Genomic DNA, 21,996 nt, shown 5'->3' on the forward strand with positions numbered 1-21,996 from the left:
CGGCTTGCGCATGTCGGTGCCAGCGCACCGAATGGCGCGACGGCACCTGATCAGCGCAGGCAACGGTCAATTTCCAATCCTGGCCCGAACCGCTTCGGCCTGTCGCATGATGTTTGCGACGAGTTCCGCGCAGGTCGGAATATCATGGATCAGCGCCTGACTTTGGCCGCTTGTCCAGATACCACCATCGAGATCGCCGTCGCGTAGCACGTTGATACGGCCGCGGGCGCCAGCCATGAGGTCCTTGACGTCTTCGAACGGACGTGTGGGATCGCGCTGGATCTCAGCGACCTGTTCGGACACTGCGTTGCGGGCGACGCGTGCGGTGTTGCGCAGGGATCGACCGACGAGCACCGTGTCGAGTTCGGTGTTGTCGACGATCTTCTGCTTCACGTTCGGATGGATTTGCGCTTCCTGCGTCGCACAGAAGCGCGTGCCCATGTTGACAGCCTCGGCACCGAGCGCCAGCGCCGCGATCAGGCTGCGGCCGTCAGCCATCCCGCCAGAAGCTATGATCGGCACGTCGGGCAGTGCATCGACTGTCGCTGGCAACAAGACCACGAGGCCGACGTCGTCCTCCCCTGGATGGCCGGCACATTCGAAACCGTCGATGCTGATGATATCGACGCCCTTTTTCACGGCGGATACGGCGTGACGCACACTGGTGCACTTGTGGATGACCTTGACCCCGGCTTCCTTGAATCGCGGGAGATGATCGGTCGGTGCGCGGCCTGCAGTCTCCACGATCTTGACCCCGCTCGCGATGATGGCCTCGCGATAGTCGTCGTAGGGGATCGGCGTGATCGAGGGCATCAGGGTGAGATTGACACCGAACGGCTTGTCAGTCAGCGCGCGGGTCTTCTCGATCTCCGCAAGCAGGTCGTCGCCCGAGGGAAACATGTGGGCGGTGATGAAGCCAAGGGCACCGGCGTTCGCGACAGCCGCGACGAGTTGGCCATAGCCGACGCCGGTCATCCCGCCCATGATGATCGGCGTATCGATGCCAAACATCTCCGTGATTTTGGTCTTGATCATGTTGCTCTCCCACCATTCCCTGCGGAGCGCGTCTGCCTCGCCACATTTGGCGTGGCGGCTGCGGCTCCTCTGATGCCATCAGGTTGATTTGCATCAGCCGTACAATCCATTCAAGATAAATCCGATATATAAATAATATGATTATGGTCGCAGTGTTCGGAGCATCCTGCAAACTCTCGGTGAGGCAAGCTCAGGGGTCAAAGTCGTGCCGAGTGGTATGGCCTTCCATCATTTCATACACCGCAGCGACATGGGCCAAGTCCTTGATCATCGAGAAGCAGACGATCGCGCCCGCATCCTTCATCTGGTCGCGGCTCCACCCGGCAACGCGCGTCCAAAAGGCGGCAATCGCCTTGCGGACCTACTCGGCCAGGCCCTCGAAGTTCACCGCCAGTTCCTCGGCGGACCTCATGCCGACAGGCAACTAGACCGATCTTCGAGCATTCGAGAAGCACCTGATCCGTGTTGCCAAGGTAGTGGTGGATCGTAGGCTTGGAGATGCCAAGGCTTGCGGCGGCATCGTCGAGCGAGATGGGTGGAAGCCGCGTTCGTTGAACATCTGGATCGCTGCGCGCAGCACCGCATCTCGCTTCGCCGCGCGGGTGGAGCGTTTTCCCTCTCGGCCGGGAAAGGGCGATGCGGTTAGATTCATTGGGTGGCCGCACATTGACATGAAACCGCTTCGTATGCAATTTACTCATGAGTAAATAGCCAACGGATTGGTTTTATGATTCTGACGGAGACGCAAGCCGCAGTTCGCGACATGGTGCGCGATTTTGCCCAGGAGCGGCTTCGTCCCCGGTCGGCTGAATTCGAGGCCTCAGGCGGCTATCCAGATGATCTGTGGGGCGAACTGGCCGCGCTTGGCCTGATGGGCATGACCGCGCCCGAGGAAGTAGGCGGCTCGGCGCTTGATGCCGTTTCCTATGCGCTCGCCCTGATCGAGATCGCAGCTGGTGATGGCGCGCTCTCGACGATCCTGTCGATCCACAACAGCTTGATTGTGGGCGGCCTTCTCAAGTTTGGCACGCAGGCGCAGCAGGCGCGCCTCCTAGAGGATCTGATCAGTGGGCGTGGCACCGGAGCTTTCGCGCTGACCGAGGCCGATGCCGGCTCCGATGCCTCTGCCATGCGCACCCGCGCGATGAAGGTCGATGGCGGCTGGCGGCTCAGCGGTGCCAAGCAGTTCATTTCCAACGGCCGTATCGCCAAGCTTGCGATCGTCTTCGCAGTCAGCGATGCTGCGGCCGGCAAGCGCGGCATGACGGCATTCCTCATGCCGACGGACAGCCCCGGCTATGTCGTTGACAAGGTGGAGGACAAGCTGGGCCAGAAGGCCTCCGATACCTGCGCGATCCGGTTCGAAGATGTCTTCGTGCCCGATGACATGGTGTTCGGCGCGGAGGGCGAGGGGTACCGCATAGCGCTTTCAAATCTGGAAGCGGGTCGCATCGGCATCGCCGCACAGTGTATCGGCATGGCGCAGGCAGCACTGGAGATCGCCATCGGTTATGCCAACGAACGCAGGAGCTTCGGGCAAGCCATCATCGAGCATCAGGCGGTCGGCCACAGGCTCGCTGGCCTTGCTGCGAAACTAGAGGCTGCACGCCAGCTCGTGCTGCACGCTGCCGCCGTCAAAGATACCGGCGTTTCCTGCCTGACCGAGGCCTCGATGGCCAAACTGGTCGCGTCCGAAACGGCGGAAGAAGTGGTCTCTGGCGCGCTGCAGACGCTTGGCGGTTATGGTTATCTCGAGGAATACGGCGTGGCGCGGATCTACCGTGATATGCGCGTCTGCCAGATCTACGAAGGTACTTCGGACATCCAGCGTATGGTTATTGCCCGCGCGCTGACGGCCTGACGCCGCCCAATCACACGGATAACCCACCCGAACGCCTTGGCGCGCGAACGGGCCGAGTCCTTGCCAAGACTGGCGACACTGGCGCGTGAGGCCATGGAGAAATGCCGATGACCACTGTCCTGACCACGATCGAGAGCGGCGTTGCCACGCTCACGCTCAACCGCCCCGAACAGGGCAACACCATCGACATGGCGCTCGCCCATGATCTGCGCGCTGCGGCGCAGGCCGTCTCGGCGAATGCAGCAGTGCGCTGCGTCATGCTAACCGGCTTGGGACGCATGTTCTGCGCTGGCGGTGATATCGGCGCCTTCGCGGACGCAGGCGATGCGGCAGGCGCGTTCATCCGCAAGCTGGCGGATACGCTTCATGAAGCCGTGCTGATCCTAGCCGGTATGGACAAGCCGCTGATCGCTGCTGTCAATGGCCCAGCTGCCGGGGCAGGGCTCAGCCTGGCTGCTGCCGCCGATATCGTGATCGCCAGCGAGGCCGCGCACTTCACCGCGGCCTATACCGCCATAGGCCTCACGCCGGACGGTGGCATGTCATGGCTGCTGCCCAGGCTTGTTGGCCTGCGCACCGCGCAAGAGATGATCCTCACCAACCGCCGAGTCAGCGCGGCCGAGGCCGTTTCGCTTGGTCTAATCACGCGTATTGTGTCGGCAGATGAACTTGCCGGTGAAGTGCAAAAGCTCGCCATAGGCCTCGCGGGCGGCCCCACTGCCGCGTTTGGAGACGTACGCCGTCTGCTCGCTGCTTCATCGACCAGCGCGCTTGCTGACCAGCTCGACCGCGAGGCCCGCACTATTGCTGCAGCAGCCGATGGCCCCGAAGGTCGCGAAGGCGTCGCCGCCTTCCTTGCCCGTCGTCGGCCATCATTTCATCCAGATTGAGAATCTTGAATGAAGCCTTGTGGCAAGACCTATCCTTCGATCCGTCACCAAAGAGCGAGGGCTTTGTACAAATACCAGTCGGAGTTGGTTCCTTGCCGCCGAAGGAGAGCAGTGTGCTCTGATCTCCGCTTCTCGGTCATAGCGCGAGCATCCACTTTTTTTAGGGTTATGGTGTAATTGCGGCTGCTGCGTGTCATCGCAAGCCAGTCACAAGCCTGCGAGATATTGATGACCATCCCGTGCGTCGGCGTGCAGACATCTGCCGCCTTCGCCGCTGCAGTCGATGATGACACCGTCGAGATGATAATGCGAATTATGTTAAATATGAGCCTCGTGGGACCTCCAGATCATCACCAACGCGCGCAGAGCGCAGCCACGGTCAGGATCAGAAAACCCACACCGCGGCCATTCCCGCTCTGTCGAACATCTCAAGGGCGCGTCCTGTCGGGCTCGTCACCAGTTAGGTCTATTACGCGCTGGACCGGCACCATGACGAGCACGATGCCGCGCGCCACATCTCAGCTTCCCAAGCGAACCGGACCATGATCTGGTGGGCCGTCATGGGCAGCCACAACACGGCCGATTGCTTGAGTAGCTCTCGGCCGCATGCAGCTTTTTAAGCTATTGTCGTCGCCCGATTAGCGGTTTTCGCGGTTTGGCCGCAGCAACTTGCCAAATCCGCTCCTTTTGGCTGCATCTCGTTTGCGTGCAACGTAACCTGGAGTAGTAAACGGATAATCTTTGGGAAGATTGTGCCTGCGTAAGTAATCGTTCCGATCAATGCCCAGTCTATTCAAGTGACGTGACAGAAACGTAACTTCACGACCATCATCAAGACAAATGATGCGATCATCATATACCGTTTGGCGCCCGTACCTCACGTAGCCATTCTCGAGATCTTCTGGATCGCTTTCGGAAGGGATCGGCTGAAGATCGACGACTTTCGCGGTCTTCTTGCGGTTCGGCTGCGAGGCACCCCCCTCCCCGCCCCCCGGCGGCGGTGCAAATGGCTGGACCGTCGCATTCGAGGATGCGGCAGCACCAAGCAAGACGCGCGCTGCCGCAAGTGAATGGTGCGCAAGCTCGGCCAGTTGTTGCGGTGCGCAGTTGGTATTGGACAGATACGCAGTGACGATCTGTAGAGCCATTTCAGACTCTACCGGTACCTTGTCATTCTCAATAATATTCATGATATACTCCAATCGGGATGTAAGCTGATAGACTTCAAAAATATTTCATCCTTTATCCATCTATCAAAATTAATATTCAATTTCTGCTAAAACCTCTCTGGCTGCCATGCATCTTGGCGTCGCCGTCATCTTCCATGACCTGCTCGTAGGCCATGGCCAGTTCAACGCGGTGGCGATAGACATCTTCGCGCGCCACGGCGTCAATCGAGATCGCCTCGGCCGCCTTCCTGAGCTCTTCAGGAGGTGCATCCTCGCGGAGCAACTTGATGAAGTGACGCGTCTGCGCAATCTTGCCATCAGCAGGATCTGGATAGATCCGGGCCAACTCAGCGAGCCGGGCCTGATTGGTTGGAGAGGCACTGGCCGGCGAATTGAGCGAAGCACCTGAGCGCTCTGGGCGGTCTTGACGACTGGACTCAGCAGTAGCGGCAAGAGCGTCCCGACGGGCCTTCTCGGCCCGTAGCGCGTTCTTGACGCGCTCGGTCTTGCCCCACGCGTTCAGCAGCCCGGAGATCGAATCTGTTGCCTTGCCAATGCGCGCGCTGCGGCCTTCGATGATCAGGGCCTTGGGGTCCTGACCGATCATTTCGATCCAGCGAATGAGGCGGCTGATCTCAAGATCCTGCTGCTCAAAGATCGCAGCCAGGCGAGAGGCTGAGCGGGCGGCAAACCGGGCATTCGAGATCAGCGCCGCATCGGCTTCATCGAGGCTGGGCACGAGGTAACGGACCTTGCCGCCAGGATCCTCTTTACGGCTAACTGGAATGCGATTGCGCGAGACAGTGGAGACAAGCGCGTCCCAGTCCTCGTAAGTCGCCTTGGGTGTTCCGGGCTTCTTGGGTGCGACGCTTTCCGAGACTGGGAAGAGTGTCGGGTCTTCGACCTTGCGCCGCTTGTCGATCCGCTCGCCAGACTGGCTTAGGCTCGACTGCTGATCAGCCGGCTGGGCCGACTGATCTGATTCCGATGAGGCAAGATCAACCGGTTCTGCCTTAACCTGTGGAGCTTGCTCCACCGGCTGCGGCCGGAGCGGCTGGAGACCTTCAGGGTCACCAGCCTCGGGAAGTGCCGGCGGCGTCACAGCATCGCTCGTGACTGGAAGCACAGGCTCGACGATCGGCACGCCGCCGATCGCCGGCGGCGCGAGCGGCTGAGGCGGCGTGGGTGCCGCCTTGCCGCTTCCAGCTACATCGGTCCCGCTGCCTTCGCCTGCGCTTCCAGCATCTGCATGATCGCCAACTCCCGGCCGTCGCATGCCATCACCGGGTCCTTCTTGATGTCGAACGTGTCGCCCCCCCAAGTGTGCATCCTGTAAGTGTTGCAGTAGCACCGGAGGCCGCTCAGCGTCGCGTACCATAGGGATGCTGGACAGTCCTGGCAGACGACCGAGGGAAGGAGCTCGCTGGAGAAGTCGGATCCCGTCAGCAACCAACTCGCGTGCGGTGATGGCGCGCCAGTAGGCAAGGTGGAGGGCGGGGTTTCGTTCTGGTCGTCGGCCATGGTCATTCTCCATTTTGGCGCTGGGTGTTGTCATCGACGGGGCTGCTGCCGGCTGGGCCACAGTTGTCGGGGACGGGGTATTGGCGACTGGCACAGCAGTCGGCTTTGCAACGGGTGGCGTCACCTGTGATTGAGCGGGCTTTGCCTGAAGGTCAGCCAGCCTCTTGCGCTCAGCTTCGGCAGCAGCCTCAGCCTCGCGCTTGGCCTTGCGAGCCTTGGCTCGTGCTTGGTAGGCACGGCTCTGTTCGAGCACGGCTTGCATGCTGATACGAAGGGTTGCGAGCTCACGATCAATCTGCTGGATGCGCTGCTCGCGCTTCAACACCTCTGCGGCTGCAGCAGCGATGCGCGGGCGATCGAACGACAGTGCGTGGTCGACCTTCTCGATGTGCGCCTGCGCCTCACCATAGCGTCGCTCAATCGCGCGAACGGTGTCCTTGCTGTGCGTGCCCGGGACGCGCTGCGCTTCGGTCAACGTCTGCAGACAGGCTTGCCTCGTCCGCACCGCGCGGCTCTTCGCCTTGGCTTCGAGATGGTCGAAGATCATCAGCTCGAGGCGATCATCGGCAATGGTCGAGACAAGGTTATCGCGCTCAGCGGTCAGGCGGCGAAGCCTGGCAGTCTCGGGTGCATCGGGCGCGACCTTCAGCGCCTCGTCGAGTTCACCGCGCAGCGTATTCTGGGTCGATGCCAATTGTGCCTGAACGGCCTTGGCGCGATCACGAATGGCACGCTCGGCATCACTCCAGATTGCGATGGCATTGAGGCGCCCAATCACCGTCGGCACGCCCATGGCCTCGAGAGCAGCAGCACGCGTCCCGAGGTGCTCGGTCGCCGTGCGCGAGATCCCCATCTCTTGATAGCGACGCGGGTCCAGCCTGCGCTGGATGCCACGCGCCATGAGGACCGCGTTGTTGATCTCGGCAAACTTGCGGCGCAGGTGTGGGATGAAATCTCCGCCGGCAATGTCGTTGTTGTAGTAGGCATGCTTGTTGGGCTTGCCGTCGGCGAGCTTGCGCTCGACCTCGCCGATCTTGTTCTGACGGAAGGGATGCCGGACTCTATCCTTGCGACTGCCGGGGTCCTTATAGGTTTCAGTAACCTCGAAATCCCAGGCGTTAAAGTCGGCAAGAAACTTCGCCGGCCGTGAGTGTGCAATGATGTGGAGATGGTAGTTCCGGCGATCGTTGTGGGCGTCAGGCGCGTGGATGACGGCCGTGTACATGAGCCCCACGGTACGCCCTTCTCGATCCCTGGCGAAGCTCGCCAGGTAGTCGGTGAAGTTCTGGACAATGAGCGCGCGATCCTCTGCGTTGAGTTCGCAGGGAAGTTCGGCAACGAGCCTCAACTGGACACGTCCACCGCGACCCGACTTGAATGTCAGAGGCGGCCTGTGAAAGTCCCATCCGGGCATCGACTGGGCAGCCTCGATGGCCTCGCCACAACCGCGCGCTGAGCGCTTGTACTTGTGCGCGATGAAGGGCTTGGCCTTGGGGTCATTGGCCTCATTGGCAAGCCACACGCGGTAGCGATCAGCCTGCATGATGCAGTGACTTTTGAAGTCGGCAGGAAGGACGTCTGTCGTCTCCAGAGCTGCCCACCAGGCAGGGCTGTGCGATGGGTCAACGATGAGTGAATGGGTCTTCGCTTCACGCTCGCAGCGATGCACTGCTCGCCAGTATTCTTCCCGTTCAAATCGATCGGAACTGATGTTGGAGAAGACACTTCTGAAGATGCCATTGCCAACCGGTCCGAGCACGGCTTGCTCGTCGGGAAGCAGCCCTTCACCGACGTCATCGGGGGTGCGCTCGCGTCCAGGATGCTCGATTGCGCCCGGCCGCTCGACGTACTGCGCATGCTCTGCACCGCGGCTCATCTCGGCCGCACCATCGCGTTCGACATAGGCCGCGTGGTCGGCACCAGGCACACGGCTTGCACCGCCGAAGTTTGCCATCGGCTTGCCGCGAACTTCAGGCGAACCTTCCTTCGAAATGGTGGTGTAGCTGAAGTGGAAACTGGTTGAGCCAGCAGCCGTGCGAGGGCGATCGACAAGCGGCGAGGGATAGCTGAAGTCTGCCTTCTGCGACCAGCGCCTGGCCTTCTTCACACGACCGCCATAGTCGGCCTCGCGCGCTGCCTGATCCTTGATCTTGCGCTTGCCAATCTGAAGAAGCGCCTCGTCTTCTTCACGCGTCCGAAGCATCTGCGCGAGCTTCGAGTTGGCAGCCTTCACGCTGTTGCTGATCAAGCTTCCGCCCACGTGCATTCCCCTGCAGGGGAACGCTGCACAGACACGTCCTGTGCGATGATGACGCCCCTCGACTCCTCGGACGTTATCGCTTAATCGGACGTAACTTGCAAGCACCCAATCGGACATGTCAGCCAGGCCGCAATCTCGGTTGGCAGAGGGACAAGTGCGTTGTAGACGCGTGCCCACGAGACCCACGGAGCGGCCTGGCCAAGAGCAAGGGTGAGGGTCATCCCCTACCTGTGATGCGGGCTCCGCAGCGCTACGCCTTCCGGAAAATCAGAGAGTTGCAGGACCTGACACGGACCCGTGTCAATCGGCAAAACCGGAATCCGGGTTGCCGGCCCGTCGTGGCGAACGACCGCAAAAGCGAAGGCTTCCGCAGAAAACCTGACACGGAAAGCAGCGAAAATGCCTGCGGCAATTTTGCGGTATTGCGCCCAACTTTCTAAATTCGGCAAATGGGACGTTTTGCCGAACTCTGCCTGTAACGATTTTCAGGAGTTTCAGCGATTTTGCCGAATCTGGAGTATCCATCGGAGGTGGCACCCAAAATTCGGCACAATCGAAGAGTGCATCCGCAGGACGCTGTTGACGATGTCCGTGTGAGAATGCATTTTCACGACCGTATGGGAGTGCGGCTTACTAGCCGGTTTGAACACGCCCGTGGGGGAAATCTGACATGACATCGATCACTGGCGAGGCCAGCCATGGCGATGGCGCGGAAGCGTCCGAAGCCGTTGACAACTTCAAGATCGGCGTATCAGCCATCATCAAGATGGTCGCCGAAAGAACGGTGAAACCGGATGGGTCGCTGGTCAATCCGGCGGCTGTTGTGTCTGCGCTTTCCGATGAGGATGGGCGCAAGGAATTGCTCCGCGATTTTACGCTTGGCATCATTCCCAGCGAGGTCAATCCGCTGCTGTGGGAACGGTGGTTGCAAGGCGGTGAAGCTCCCTTCTCCAAGCGTAATCTGACCAGCCCCAGGGTTGGAACGATGGGCATCAAGCGGGGGCTGGAACGCGTCAGCGCGGGGGTCGTTCGCGCGCGTTCGACTGTGTCATCTGCAGAGGAAGGTGTCGCCGAGGCAGTAGAAAAATTGGAGCATGCGAAGAGCGAGCTTGCCATGGAAGAGGCGAAGGAGGCAGCCTTCATCGAGTACCTCGTCACAGAGCATTTGGTCAGCCTGGTCGAGCCGATCTTTGCCCTCGGTCCAGCATGGACCTTGATGCGTGCGGCAAGCTCTCATGTCGATCTGGTAGCGCTTGAACAGGAGATGATCCTGATCAAGAAACCAGAGCAGCGGGAAGCCTTCATCGAACGTCGAATTGCTGATCGCAAGGCGTCCGCCGCGGAAATTTTGGCGAGCCTCGACTACTGGTGTGGCGATGCAGATTATGAGACCGAGGTCCATGACGCACTGCTGCAGATTGCCAAGCGCTACGCAGGGGTCGAGCGTAGCGACGGTAGGGTCCGTGGACCCGGCGCGTTCGCCAAGTCGGTGTCCAATGTGAATGCGAAAATCGACGCCGCGAAGGTGCTTGCCGGTCTCTCTACCGGCAAGCCTTGAGGCTTCTCCTCCGGCAAGAAAAAAGGCCCTCGGCAGTCACCAGCCGGGGGCCTTTTCTTATCGCGCGATCGCGTGATGGATGGCGACGAATTCCTGTGTCAGGCCCTCTCGCCCGATGCGGCTGGTGGGCCGTTCGAGAGAGCCGATCCGACGCCTGCGACTGGTGGGCCGAAAGGTTGTCGTCTCCTGTCGGACTGCGTCGAAATGATAGGTCGGTCCCTCGTGATTGTGGTCGACCCTGAAGGCGGCAGCCGGTCCTACAGACCCCTCGATTACGGCCAGTGCCGAGGCTGTCAGGATGGGTGTTGTCGGCAGGCTGAACTCGTGCCCGGAGGCGACGCAGGCGTATGCCAGGCCGTTGGGGAATTGCCCGGTCGAGAGGGACAAGGCATGATCCGGGATGCGACCTTCGAGCACAGTGTCGAGGAGGTCGAGGACGGCATCGGCGACACCGCCAACGGGGGTCGGAGTGCGGCCGGCGAAGAGGTCGGTGGCGGTCTTGGTGAGGCCGTCCCGGTAGGTGGCGAGCATCATAGCGAGGGTGGCTCCGTCCCCTGTCAGCGTGGCGCAATCTGGCTCCGGCCGATAGTCCTCGATGAGCATCACGAAGGGGTGACAGACCTGTGTGTCCATGACCATTTCGAAGCGCAGGTAGGTCATGTCGAGGTAGTCTGTGAAGACCCCTGTACGAGCAACGACGGTGCCGTCGTCGAGCATGCGATCGACGTAATGGAAGGCCCCATTCGGATCGCGTGCCGGGCCGCGCCAGGTGTTGCACAGGAGGCTGGCGAGATGGTCGATGCGGTAGGCGGCGGCCATCAGTTCGCCGGCGTCGGAGTGCTTGGCTTCGATGGCCATGGCAGGTGGTGTGAAGGTCTTCGAGGTGGCGGTGTCGGGTCGTGCCATGATGGCTGCTGCGGTCCTTCGCTGGCCCTTTTACGCGAGGGCTTGGGACGGGCAGCGTCGAAGCTTATGCCCTCTCCGGATGACGTGCGACGGGGGACGCATAGTGTCAGCTGGAGAGGGAGCTTCGGAGTTACCCAAGGCCTGTTGGTAACATAGGCCTCAGGGGACAGACAGATGTCAAAACTGCGCAGTGAGAATGTCGCCTGCCGAAGTGTTCAGGCCGCTATCTTCCTCTGCTGAACGGGCTAGAGAAAGCTGCTATAGCGGGCGTACCTTTGGCGCTTCATCGTGCAGCGCACGGCCTGCTCTCTACTACCTCAATGCTCCATGGCGAACAGCCATCTGCACGGCGCGCATCACGTCCACAGGGTTTGCGAGTGAGGGCATGTTCTCGCCCCGAATGCCGATCATGCGATTGACGTTGACGTAGTCATGACGATCGCTCCGGTGGAACTCTACCTCGAGCGCGCAAGGTGCCCGGCTGGCAATCTCGGCGAGTGCTTCGGGCGCTATCGGGATGGGGTCGCCGTCGTCTGTGAGCAGCTCGATGGGAATGCACGGCGTGGCCAAGGCGATGCGCATGTCGTCCATGTCGAAGCCGGTGTCGGCGCGGCTGGCAGTCAGAGCGATGGCAACTTGCCAGGGTGATGGCGGCTCTCCTTGGAGTGATGCAGTGGCATCATCGACGTGAGCCAGCCGGTCGAAGGCGTCGAGTATGGCAGTGGCCGTAGCGCATGCTTTCGTGATCTTGTCTGCGCCGTCGAGCGCATCGTTGTCGTACACGGCGAGGTCGATCATGATGCCTCGCTCGTGTGTATCGGCTGCGGTCTTGTGAAGCCAGACGCATGCTCCGGAGTTTGCGAAGAGCTTCCACTTCGTGACGTTGCCAGCTGGGCTGGTGACGGTGAGCGTGGCATCCAACTTGGCCGAGCAGCGCTCATGGATACGCCATAAGATGCGGGTGGCTTCTGACAATTCTGCGAAGTGCCGCAGGGCATCTGCGGCAGCTTGCTTGTCGCCATTACAGACAAGGGTATCGAGGGGGCGGGTCATGAGTGCGTGCTTCTCAGCATGGGTGTCGATCCTGCGCCATCAAGCCTGCATGGTACCGGCTTGAGCGGCTACACGCACCGCGTTGCCATCTCGAACCGGCGCCTCACTACCTTCGACGAGACTGGCGTGACGTTCCGGTACAAGGATTATCGCCGCGACTATGGCGAGCGCCAGCAGGTCACGACGCTGGCCACCGACGAGTTCATCCGCCGCTTCCTGATCCACGTCCTGCCGCGCGGCTTTCACCGCATCCGGCATTATGGCCTGCTCGCCAGCTCGCCGCACAAGGAGGCCATGGCGCTGGCCCGCAGCCTGCTTGGCGTCGCCGCGTCGATCGAGGAGACCGACACCGAACCAGACGAGCCGCCCGACCATCGCCCACCATGCCCATGCTGCGGCGGGCATATGACCATCACTGAGGCCTTCGCCCGTTGGTGCCAGCCCCGTGCTCCGCCGGACTCGGCGCCACCGATCCGAAAGAACACGCCATGATCCGGCATGGCTGACCCTGCGTCATGGCCGCGAACGTTGCGCCTCTGCCCATGGGGATACGTGTGTCGATGCCGCCAGCCCAGTCAGAACCGAGCTCATTGCCAACACGATCAGCGGCGCTTCGAGCACAATGGCCATCTGACTTCCATACTGTTCCGTCCATCACGGACTGGCTGATAGGCTTGCTTCAGTCGCCCCAATCCACGCCAAAGCCCTTTTACCCATAGACCTGTGCGAGCCGCACCGCGGGTCGTACTTGTAAGACTTTCGTACGCCTGCCGGCGCCCGAAACCCTTCGACTTTGCTGCCAATCGACGCTGCTCCTGGGAACGACCGAAGATGCCGAAGCCCGACATTGCCATATGTCTGACGATCCCGGCAGCAAGCGCTTTGAACCCGGTCGTTCACATTGCCTTTTGGGCTTATCGATTCCTGCCGTCCATTCAGCGATCGAAAGGCTCGCCGACCCCGAGCGAGCCTGCACTTTAATAATCAGATTTCTGTGCGTTCCGAAAGCGTAATGGCATCGTCCACATCTACGCCAAGGTATCGAACCGTATTCTGAATGTTTGTATGGCCGAGCAAAATCTGGACTGCTCGCAAGTTCCCAGTCGACTTGTAGATCAACGAAGCTTTCGTTCGTCGGAGTGAATGTGTTCCGTAGTCGCGCCTGTCGAGGCCAACGACTGAAACCCACTCGTCAACAAGTCGTGCATATTGCCTTGTGCTGAGATGACCGAGGTAGTCGATCCTACTTGGAAATACGAAATCGTTGAGCGCTCCGCCTCGACGTTCAAGCCAGCGCTGTAACGTTGTGCGGGTTTCCGTCATGATTTCAAATTGTACCGGTCTCCCGGTCTTCTGTTGAATGACGGTTGCGCGATTTCGGATTTGGCGACCGCTGACAAGATCTCCGATCCGAAGCTTCACGAGGTCACATCCCCTCAGCTTACTATCGATCGCTAAGTCAAATAATGCACGGTCTCGAAGTCGCTTGTGTTCATCGAGATAGAATCGGATTGCCCAGATATCCCGGCGTCTCAAGGGTCGTTTCGCCCCCACATTTTGACCGGCATTCCAAGGGGGGCGGTCGTGCACGGCTGCATCAAGATCTGAATGTCCCATTGCTACTCTCCTGCGGCCCAAATGGCCGAGCAAAGAGTGCCACACTGAGGTTGAAATTGCGCAGCAGATGCCGAGCGTGAAAGCATGACCAAATGCGGCAATGACCAGGATAGGCAGACTATCCAAATCAACAATTACGTTTTTTTTCAAACAGATCGTCGCCGGAGGTGACTTAAGTCATTGTACCAAAGCATTCGTGTGCATGTTATCGCACGCAGAAACTCTAATGAACCCGCAGCAAGATGACCATGAATAGGGTTTTTGCCGAGTTAACCCCCTCAGTTGTTTCTAAAATGCGACGAAGTGTGTCCAATTGTGCTCCCGGACACTGATAGTGTTCAGGAAGCCTGTCATCTTGTGACGAGTGGGTCGTTTATAAAAACACGTCTTTTCTATTTTGACGCTTGTTTGTGGAGGGACCTATGACACCGCCTGATACAGTTGTAAATCAATGGAATGACACGATTCTTCTATCGCTGGAGATCGGCACCAATACCCCTGCCCTTCAGCTTGGCCCACCGATGGTGGCGCGCGCCCTTGCGATGATCTATTCGTCTGCATATCAGGCGTGGGCTCCGTTCAGCGACACATCGACAGCCTACTTGCCCGGTGGCCCTGCACGCCGCCCGGCTGGTCAGCGCACCTTGCAGAACAAGACCGTCGCGATCAGCTACGCCATCTATCGCGCGGCTTCGAGCCTGTTTAACGATCAGCGCATCCAGGCCTTACTGGACGCCCAGATGGCGGAACTCGGCCTGCCTATCAGCGAAACTGGCACGTCCGGAAACACGCCACCTGCCATTGGCAACAATGCTGCCCAGATGGTGATTGCGGCGCGCGCCAATGACAACTCCAACCAGAGCGGCACCATGCCCGGCTCCTCGGTTCCGGGAAAGCCATATGGCGATTACACCGGTTATGCGCCGATCAATCCACCTGCGCTGGCATTCGGAGACACGCATCGTCGGCACGTGGTCGATCCGGGACGGTGGCAGCCACTTTCCTACATAAACCCCGTCGATGGCACGGTGGCAACGCCGGGCTTCATCGCACCTCATTGGGGGAATGTTTCAGCATTCGCGCTGACCAGCGGGGACCAGTTCCGGCCCGTTCCACCAGAGCCGTTTACCAGCCAGGCGTTTCTCGATCAGGCGCGTTTCGTCATCGAGATCCAGCAGCGACTGACGACTGAACAGAAGATCGTTGCCGAGTTCTGGGCAGACGGTCCGAAATCGTGGTTGCCGCCGGGCCACTGGTGTGAAGTTGCAGGGCTTGTCTCGCGGGAAAGGTTTTACACGCTCGATCAGGATGTGAAGCTGTTCTTTGCTCTGGCCAACGCCATTCTGGACGCGAGCATCGCAACGTGGGAAGCTAAGCGGTTCTATGATTATGTCCGGCCCATCACGGCGATCCGCTGGCTCTATGACCAGTTTGGACTGGCCGGGTTCAGCGGGACCGGTTTCGGCCAGGTTGACGGTGAACGCTGGCGACCATTCCAGAAGGACACCTTCCCGACGCCGCCATTCCCCGAATACACATCCGGGCACAGCGCATTCAGCATGGCCGCCGCTGTGGTGCTGCGCAAGTTCACGGGCAGCGATCTGTTCACGCTCCGCCACACGCAGACCGCGCCGCTGGCGGCAGAACCGGATATTGCCGGACTGCCAGTGACGATAACCTGGAACAGCTTCTCTGAAGCTGCATTCAGTGCTGGCGAATCCCGGCTGTTTGGCGGAATCCACTTCTACCAGGGCAACGTCGCCGGTCTCGACCTTGGCCGCAAGGTTGGCGAGGCTGCATGGACGAAAGCCAGCAGCTTGTTCTGACCCTAAAGTGGTGCAGCGGGGTCACTACAGTCGTGACTCCGCTGCAAAGCTTTTAGCTTGTTGCTCAAAACAGGTGGTCGAGGAAAACCAGTGCAGGCTGCGCCCACTTTGTTCCAAATTTCTTTTGACCAAGGCCGCCCTCAAAAACGACGTTCAGCGGGCCGAAGCATGGGGTCGAGAGCGGTCGTTCATTCACGTTTGTAACGCTACTCTCGATTGACGTGATCCAAGCCCAGCTGTCATTCCGTTGAGCTTCTCGTTGGCAAAATAGCCAAGGGCGACACTTGGCGAATGTGACATCACTTGGCCCATCTTTTACACACGCGTCCTGGTTTGCTCGTCATGCTGCGAGCCGTCTTGCTGAGCCCTCGCACGCAACTCCTCCAGTAGCACGCGAAACGCTGGCGAGAGATTGCGCCGATCGGGGTAGTACAGGTGGTGGCCGGCAAAAGGCGGGCACCAGTCGGCAAGCAAGCGGACCAGTTGGCCAGACGCAAGATGCTCGTGCAGGTCGTCGTCTTCGATTACACAGGCCAGGCCGCGACCAGCCAGTGCTGCCTCGATCGCCAGAGTGCTATCGTTGACGATCAGAGCCCCCTCCACGCGCACGTTCAGAGTCTGCCCCGCCTTCTCGAATTCCCACGCATAGAGATTGCAGCGGGTCGCCATGCGCAAGTTGATGCAGCGGTGCGCAATCAGGTCACGTGGAGTTTTCGGCGGCGCATGCTTTGTGAGGTAGTCAGGTGAACCTACTACGGCCATGCGCAAGTCCGGGCCTATGCGCACTGCAATCATGTCCTTCTCCAGGCTCTCGCCCAGGCGCACACCCGCATCGAACCTGTCCGCCACGATGTTGGTCAGAGCACCGTCGATCGACAATTCGATCTGAATCTCGGGATAGCGGGCCAGCACTGCATCGACCGCAGGCCACAGGACCGTTTGGGCAGCATGACGGCTGGTGGTGATGCGCACAGTGCCGGAGGGGCGCTCACGTAGCTTGGCCAGCAAGGTGATCTGCTGCCGAATGTCGCTGAGTGCTGGCCGCAGGGTTGCAAGCAATTGCTCCCCGGCTTCGGTGGGGCTCACGCTGCGCGTTGTGCGCGCAAGCAACTTGATATCGAGATGAGCTTCCAGCCGGCGCACGGCATTGCTGATTGCCGATTGCGACGTTCCCAATCTCGCCGCCGCACGGGTGAAGCTGCGCTCCTCGGCGACGACCAGAAACGTCGACAGATCGCCCAGCTCATCGCGCATCATTTATCTCGTTTCGATATAGGTTCATGCAGAAAGACACGTCTAATCGGCAATAATCACTTGGTCTATGCTCCTCTCCAAGATGCAATGGCGCTGACGGCAAGCAGGGCAGAAGAATGCCGGTCTCGAGCAGGAAGAGTGACCCATGGACGTTGTAGTTATCATCGGCGCGGGCGGTATCGGCGAGGCAATTGCACGCAGGCAGGGGTTCGGCCGCAAGCTGCTGCTGGCAGATTGCAACGCTACCGTCCTTGAAGCCGCCGCACAGCGCCTGACCGATGCCGGCTATCAGGTGCAAACGCAGCCGGTTGACACCACCATGCGCCAGTCTGTCGAAGCGCTGGCTACGCGTGCGGCCGCACTTGGCACGGTCGTTCAGGTCGTCAACACCGCTGGTGTATCACCCAACATGGCTGGGCCCGAGCGGGTGCTTGAAGTCGATCTTTATGGCTCGGCGCTGGTGTTCGAGGTGTTCGAAAGCGTGATTGCACCCGGCGGGGCGGGCTTGATCGTCTCGAGCATGGCGGGCCACATGCTGCCCCAGCTTCCAGCTGACCAGGAACAGGCACTGGCCTTCACGCCCGCCGATAAACTGCTTGCCTTGCCGTTCCTCGGGCGTGAGTTCGTGCCGGATTCGATGGTCGCCTATTGCCTGGCCAAGCGGGCCAACGCGCTGCGGGTACGGGCGGCGGCATTGTCATGGGGCAACCGGGGGGCGCGGGTCAATGCGGTCAGTCCCGGCATCGTGGTGACCCCGCTCGCGCGCCACGAACTCGCTTCCCCAATCGGTGATGGCTACCGGGCGATGGTCGATGCGTCGCCTGCAGGCCGGATGGCGCCGCCTGAGGAAATCGCTCTAGCCTGCGCATGGCTGCTTGGACCGGATGCCGGCTTCGTGACCGGCACCGATCTGCTGATCGACGGCGGCATCATTGCCGCGATGTTTGCGGGCAAGATCCGGCAGCCCGGCTAAGCCTTCTCAAGGAGTTGAACAATGCATAGTCGCACTCTGGGCCAATCTGGCCTCTCTGTTTCCGCCCTCGGCTATGGCTGCATGGGCATCGACTTCGGTTACAGCAGCAAGCTGTCTCGCGCTGATGGCATTGCCATGATCCGCGCCGCCGTTGAACGTGGCGTCACGTTCTTCGACACTGCCGAAGTCTACGGCCCATGGACAAACGAGGACATGGTCGGCGAAGCCCTTGAACCGTTCCGCGACGAGGTCGTGATCGCAACCAAGTTCGGCTTCAATATCGACCCCGACAGTGGCGCAATGCGCGGCGTGGATAGCCGCCCCGAACAGATCCGCCGCGTCTGCGAGGCTTCGCTCAAGCGTTTGCGCGTCGATGCGATCGATCTGTTCTACCAGCACCGCGTCGATCCCAAGGTGCCAATCGAGGACGTGGCGGGCACAGTGCGGGACCTGATCGCAGAGGGCAAGGTCAAGCACTTCGGCATGTCGGAGCCGGGCGCCGCCACGATACGGCGCGCCCACGCGGTGCAGCCCGTAGCGGCACTTCAGAACGAATACTCGCTGTGGACGCGGCAGGTGGAGACAAACGGTATTTTTGACGCCTGCCATGAACTCGGCATCGGCCTTGTGCCCTATTCGCCGCTCGGCAAGGGCTTCCTTGCTGGCGGTATCGCCAGCGCCGAGCAGGTGGCCGAAGGTGACTTCCGCGGCACCCTGCCGCGCTTTCAGGCCGAAGCTTTCGCTCACAACCTGAAGTTGCTGGACCTTGTGAAGAAAATCGCGGCTGACCGTGGCGCGACCCCTGCGCAGATCGCGCTCGCATGGCTCTTGGCCAAAGCGCCCTTCATCGTGCCGATCCCTGGCACTACCAAGCTGCATCGGCTCGAGGAAAACCTTGGCGCAGCAGACATCGCCCTCTCGCCTAAGGATCTTGCCGAGATTGAAGCGCTCCTGGCGACCGTAAGCGTGGAAGGAGCGCGCTACACTCCTGCTGGTGAGGCAGCGACTGGTCTTTGACAGGCTCTGATTCTGGCAAGCAATTGGAAAGGCAGTAGCGACATGAGCACCATCGTGGTCAACGGTCAGCAGCGTAAGGTCAAGGCATCGCCTGACACCCCGCTCCTCTACGTCCTGCGCAATGAACTGGGCGTCATGGGGGTCAAATTTGGATGCGGACTTGCCCAGTGCGGCGCCTGTTCGGTCTTGCTGGGCGACGAGGAAGTGCGTGCTTGCGTGACCCCTATCTCGGCGCTGGAAGGCAAACCGGTGACCACCGTGGACGGTCTTCCCCAACGCTGGGCCAGCCAGAAGGGAAAGATGTCCGCAGGCACGCTTCATCCAGTGCAGCAAGCGTGGATCGACGAACAGGTGCCCCAGTGTGGGATCTGCCAGTTCGGCATGATGATCAAGGTCACCGAACTGCTCGAGGCCAATCCCAAGCCTACTGATCAGGACATTCGGGAAGCTTTGACCACGTCAGGCCCGTCGCCGCACCTGTGCCGCTGCGGCAGTTATGCCGCAATACTCGAAGGCGCTCACCGTGCGGCGAAGCTCATGATGCAGGGAGAGTCGGCATGATCCGTTCACCCTCGAAGTCCGAAGCGAAAATCATCTACGATATCAATGTCCACGGTGCCCGCTTGATGGGTGTCAGCCGGCGCGGGTTCCTCACTGCGGGAGGCACACTCGCTGCCGTTTTCGCGATGGGTGGTCGCAGTGCAGTTGCGCGGGTAAACGCCAGCAAAGCCAATTTACATGCGCATTCAGCCGCTACCGTCAATGGCTGGATCGAGATCCTTTCGGATAACACCGTCCTGTTGCGCACCGGAAAGTGTGATTTTGGGCAAAGCACGATCTACACCGCGTATCGCCAGATCGTAGCGGAGGAACTCTGCGTCCCTCTGGAAGCAATGACAGAGGTGGTCTCCGGCGACACTGACCGCACACCGGATGGGGGTGGCACATTCGGCCTGCTGCGCTATGGTCAGAACCTGCGCAAGGTCGCAGCATTGATGCGTGAGGCTTCGCTTGAGTTGGCGGCCAGGCGGCTCGCGGTGCCGCGCGCCAACCTATCGGTTCGCGAAGGCGTAATCTCCGGCGCAACGAAAGCCATAAGCTATGGCGAACTTCTGGCAGGCGAAGACCTGCATCTGGTCATCCCGATTTCCGGTGACCTGACCATGCCGATGGGGCTGCGCGTGGATGCCGATCCGCCCCTGAAGCCGGTGAAGGACTACACCATTATCGGCAAGCCGGTATTCAACCCTTCGATAGCGCCCAAGGTTACTGGCAAGACCGTATGGGTGGGCGACGTGACACTGCCTGGAATGCTTCATGCACGCACGATCCATCCGGCAACGCTGGGATCGACGCTGATTGCGCCGGGCAAGCTGGATGGCAAACAGTTCCCCGGCGCACGACTGGTAAGGATCGGCAACCTGCTTGCCGTCGTATCTCCGGATGAATGGGAGGCGGTTCAGGCTGCACAGTCGGTCGCCGACGGTTGCGAATGGTCAAAGTGGGAAGGACTGCCCCCTAGCGAGCGCTTGGAAGACCATCTGAGAATGATGGCGACTGAAGACCCCACACCAGTGCGCGATGGTCGCGCGAACAAGGGCAATGCTTCGTCGGTCAAGACTACGCGTGAACTTCGGGCAAGCTATCTGATGCCATACCATAAGCATGCCCCTATCAGCCCGATGGTCAGTCTTGCCGACTATCGCGAGGATGGCTCGGTCTGGCTTCACACGCATAGCCAGAACCCGCAGCACCTGCGGCGGATGATCGCGCTGATGCTGGGGAGCGATGAAGACAAGGTGGTGGTGCGCACCTATCCCGGCGCAGGGCATTATGGCCGCTCCAACGGCGGCAGCGCCGGAAGCGAGGACGAGGCGGTCCTTCTCTCGCGCGAATTGCGGCGACCAGTGCGTGTGCAATGGATGCGCTCCGACGACATGCAATGGTCGACGCAATCACCGGCGATGATCTCGGACATCCGCATCGCGCTCGATGATGCCGGAAGGATGGCAGCCTATGTAGCATCACACATAGGGCCTGGGATGCAGGATGACCGTTTGGTCGGCGCATTGCTGGCGGGCATGCCGGTCATCCCCGCCCCATCCCCTGCCACCACGTATGGCTTTCAGAGCACAGTGCTGAACATGAGCGACACCTGGGTCTACGGCACTGTGCCTGCTGTGCTCGAACAGGCCAAGGGAGGCGCGCACCCCGGCCAGCATGAGGCAACAGACGTGGTAGGCTTGCGCAGTCATTCCATGCGCACCCCAATCCAGTTCCAGCAAAACTGCCCGCGCGAGATCGCGATCAGCGAAGCGGCGATGCTGGCAGGCAAGGACCCGCTCCAGTTCCGGCTCGACCATGTCAGCGATCCGCGTTTTGTGGCGATCCTTGAGCGGTTGCGCACCGAAGCGAAGTGGGAGGACCGGCCATCGCCCTCACCCCAGGCCAAAAGCCACGGCAGCGATCCGGTCAAAGGGCAAGGCGTTTCAATCATGCTGCGCGACAATGGCTACTGGGCCTGCGCTGCGCAGGTCACGGTCATTCCCGCAAGCGGCGAAGTCAAGGTCGAGCGCATGACGATCGTTGCCGACGTGGGCATCGTGATCAACCCGCTCCAATTGCGTCGTCAGATCCAGGCCGGTTGCCTGATGGGCGTGAGCCAGGCGCTGCACGAGGAGCTGAGCTTCGATAAGGGCGCGGTGACGGCCAAGGATTGGACTGGCTATCCCATCCTCACCATGGCTGAGATGCCCGAACTGAAGGTTGTAATCACCGACAACCCCACCGTGGGCATTTACGGCCAAGGCTCAGAGAGCGCTAATGCCTTGGCCTCGCCTGCCATTGCGGCGGCAGTCATGGATGCGACTGGAAAGCCCATCAGGCGCATTCCTCTAAAGCCCGAATATGTTCGAGCGGCCATCAAGCTTCACGCTTGATAGCCAAGAAGCCCGGTGGACGCTAAGCCGGGTTTCGGACGCTGCAGATAATCGATTTCACCGAAAACAAGAGGCAAGTTTTGGGCCGAAGCTGACATTCCCGCGTTAGCCTGGAAT

Annotated in this window: 16 protein-coding genes and 1 pseudogene; 10 read left to right on the top strand and 7 right to left on the bottom strand. The window is 60.4% G+C overall.

Features of this window, described 5'->3' with window-relative positions:
- Window positions 1-66: 66 nt before the first annotated feature.
- On the bottom strand, window positions 67-1,035 hold the full coding sequence (locus IQ25_RS16350) for an NAD(P)H-dependent flavin oxidoreductase (RefSeq protein WP_144907348.1): 969 nt from the start codon (window positions 1,033-1,035) through the stop codon (window positions 67-69).
- A gap of 263 nt (window positions 1,036-1,298) precedes the next feature.
- Here IQ25_RS16350 and IQ25_RS21190 point away from each other — a divergent pair, with 263 nt between their 5' ends.
- The 3 genes from IQ25_RS21190 to IQ25_RS16365 all read left to right on the top strand — a co-directional run bounded on the left by IQ25_RS21190 (window position 1,299) and on the right by IQ25_RS16365 (window position 3,786).
- Window positions 1,299-1,463 carry a hypothetical protein gene (locus tag IQ25_RS21190; protein ID WP_181447265.1) on the top strand — a complete coding sequence of 55 codons (165 nt, stop codon included), beginning with the start codon at window positions 1,299-1,301 and terminating at the stop codon, window positions 1,461-1,463.
- Between the two features lie 299 nt (window positions 1,464-1,762).
- Window positions 1,763-2,896, top strand: coding sequence for an acyl-CoA dehydrogenase family protein (locus IQ25_RS16360; protein ID WP_144907349.1), 1,134 nt, complete (start codon window positions 1,763-1,765; stop codon window positions 2,894-2,896).
- Between the two features lie 107 nt (window positions 2,897-3,003).
- Window positions 3,004-3,786: an enoyl-CoA hydratase/isomerase family protein gene (locus tag IQ25_RS16365; protein WP_144907350.1), complete on the top strand. Its 783-nt coding sequence runs from the start codon at window positions 3,004-3,006 to the stop codon at window positions 3,784-3,786.
- A 638-nt stretch (window positions 3,787-4,424) separates the two neighbouring features.
- On the opposite strand, the gene IQ25_RS16375 is transcribed toward IQ25_RS16365, so the two are convergent.
- Both IQ25_RS16375 and IQ25_RS16380 read right to left on the bottom strand, forming a co-directional pair.
- Window positions 4,425-4,976: a MucR family transcriptional regulator gene (locus tag IQ25_RS16375; RefSeq protein ID WP_144907351.1), complete on the bottom strand. Its 552-nt coding sequence runs from the start codon at window positions 4,974-4,976 to the stop codon at window positions 4,425-4,427.
- A gap of 76 nt (window positions 4,977-5,052) precedes the next feature.
- Window positions 5,053-8,736: a MobA/MobL family protein gene (locus IQ25_RS16380; protein WP_158637776.1), complete on the bottom strand. Its 3,684-nt coding sequence runs from the start codon at window positions 8,734-8,736 to the stop codon at window positions 5,053-5,055.
- 670 nt (window positions 8,737-9,406) lie between these two features.
- Between IQ25_RS16380 and IQ25_RS16385 the strand changes: the two genes are divergently transcribed.
- Complete coding sequence (locus IQ25_RS16385) at window positions 9,407-10,294, top strand: hypothetical protein (protein ID WP_144907353.1); 888 nt, start codon at window positions 9,407-9,409, stop codon at window positions 10,292-10,294.
- 57 nt (window positions 10,295-10,351) lie between these two features.
- Here the strand turns inward: IQ25_RS16385 and IQ25_RS16390 are convergent, their stop codons facing one another.
- Together IQ25_RS16390 and IQ25_RS16395 are read right to left on the bottom strand one after the other, a co-directional pair.
- On the bottom strand, window positions 10,352-11,200 hold the full coding sequence (locus tag IQ25_RS16390; RefSeq protein WP_144907354.1) for a hypothetical protein: 849 nt from the start codon (window positions 11,198-11,200) through the stop codon (window positions 10,352-10,354).
- A gap of 312 nt (window positions 11,201-11,512) precedes the next feature.
- The gene (locus IQ25_RS16395) at window positions 11,513-12,253 is read right to left on the bottom strand and encodes a hypothetical protein (protein ID WP_144907355.1); all 741 of its coding nucleotides are present in this window, start codon (window positions 12,251-12,253) and stop codon (window positions 11,513-11,515) included.
- 60 nt (window positions 12,254-12,313) lie between these two features.
- On the opposite strand from IQ25_RS16395, the pseudogene IQ25_RS16400 reads away from it, so the two are divergent.
- A pseudogene (locus IQ25_RS16400) lies at window positions 12,314-12,745 on the top strand (transposase); the annotation flags it as partial.
- Window positions 12,746-13,237: 492 nt separating this feature from the next.
- On the opposite strand, the gene IQ25_RS16405 reads toward IQ25_RS16400, so the two are convergent.
- Window positions 13,238-13,870, bottom strand: coding sequence for a tyrosine-type recombinase/integrase (locus IQ25_RS16405; protein WP_144907391.1), 633 nt, complete (start codon window positions 13,868-13,870; stop codon window positions 13,238-13,240).
- A gap of 422 nt (window positions 13,871-14,292) precedes the next feature.
- Between IQ25_RS16405 and IQ25_RS16410 the strand changes: the two genes are divergently transcribed.
- Window positions 14,293-15,696 carry a vanadium-dependent haloperoxidase gene (locus IQ25_RS16410; protein ID WP_144907356.1) on the top strand — a complete coding sequence of 468 codons (1,404 nt, stop codon included), beginning with the start codon at window positions 14,293-14,295 and terminating at the stop codon, window positions 15,694-15,696.
- Window positions 15,697-16,011: 315 nt separating this feature from the next.
- On the opposite strand, the gene IQ25_RS16415 is transcribed toward IQ25_RS16410, so the two are convergent.
- Window positions 16,012-16,953, bottom strand: coding sequence for a LysR family transcriptional regulator (locus IQ25_RS16415; RefSeq protein WP_144907357.1), 942 nt, complete (start codon window positions 16,951-16,953; stop codon window positions 16,012-16,014).
- Window positions 16,954-17,095: 142 nt separating this feature from the next.
- Here IQ25_RS16415 and IQ25_RS16420 point away from each other — a divergent pair, with 142 nt between their 5' ends.
- The 4 genes from IQ25_RS16420 to IQ25_RS16435 are packed head-to-tail and all read left to right on the top strand — an operon-like array spanning window position 17,096 to window position 21,879.
- Entirely contained in the window at window positions 17,096-17,923 is an 828-nt protein-coding gene (locus tag IQ25_RS16420) for an SDR family oxidoreductase (protein ID WP_144907358.1), read from the top strand.
- 21 nt (window positions 17,924-17,944) lie between these two features.
- The gene (locus IQ25_RS16425) at window positions 17,945-18,940 is read left to right on the top strand and encodes an aldo/keto reductase (RefSeq protein ID WP_118073340.1); all 996 of its coding nucleotides are present in this window, start codon (window positions 17,945-17,947) and stop codon (window positions 18,938-18,940) included.
- Between the two features lie 42 nt (window positions 18,941-18,982).
- The gene (locus tag IQ25_RS16430) at window positions 18,983-19,501 is read left to right on the top strand and encodes a (2Fe-2S)-binding protein (protein WP_118073339.1); all 519 of its coding nucleotides are present in this window, start codon (window positions 18,983-18,985) and stop codon (window positions 19,499-19,501) included.
- A complete protein-coding gene (locus IQ25_RS16435) occupies window positions 19,498-21,879 on the top strand; it encodes a xanthine dehydrogenase family protein molybdopterin-binding subunit (RefSeq protein ID WP_144907359.1) in 2,382 nt (793 codons plus the stop codon). The genes IQ25_RS16430 and IQ25_RS16435 overlap by 4 nt, the downstream gene beginning before the upstream one ends.
- The last annotated feature ends 117 nt before the right edge of the window (window positions 21,880-21,996 follow it).

The sequence above is a fragment of the Novosphingobium taihuense genome (assembly GCF_007830315.1).
GTDB classification, from domain to species: domain Bacteria; phylum Pseudomonadota; class Alphaproteobacteria; order Sphingomonadales; family Sphingomonadaceae; genus Novosphingobium; species Novosphingobium taihuense.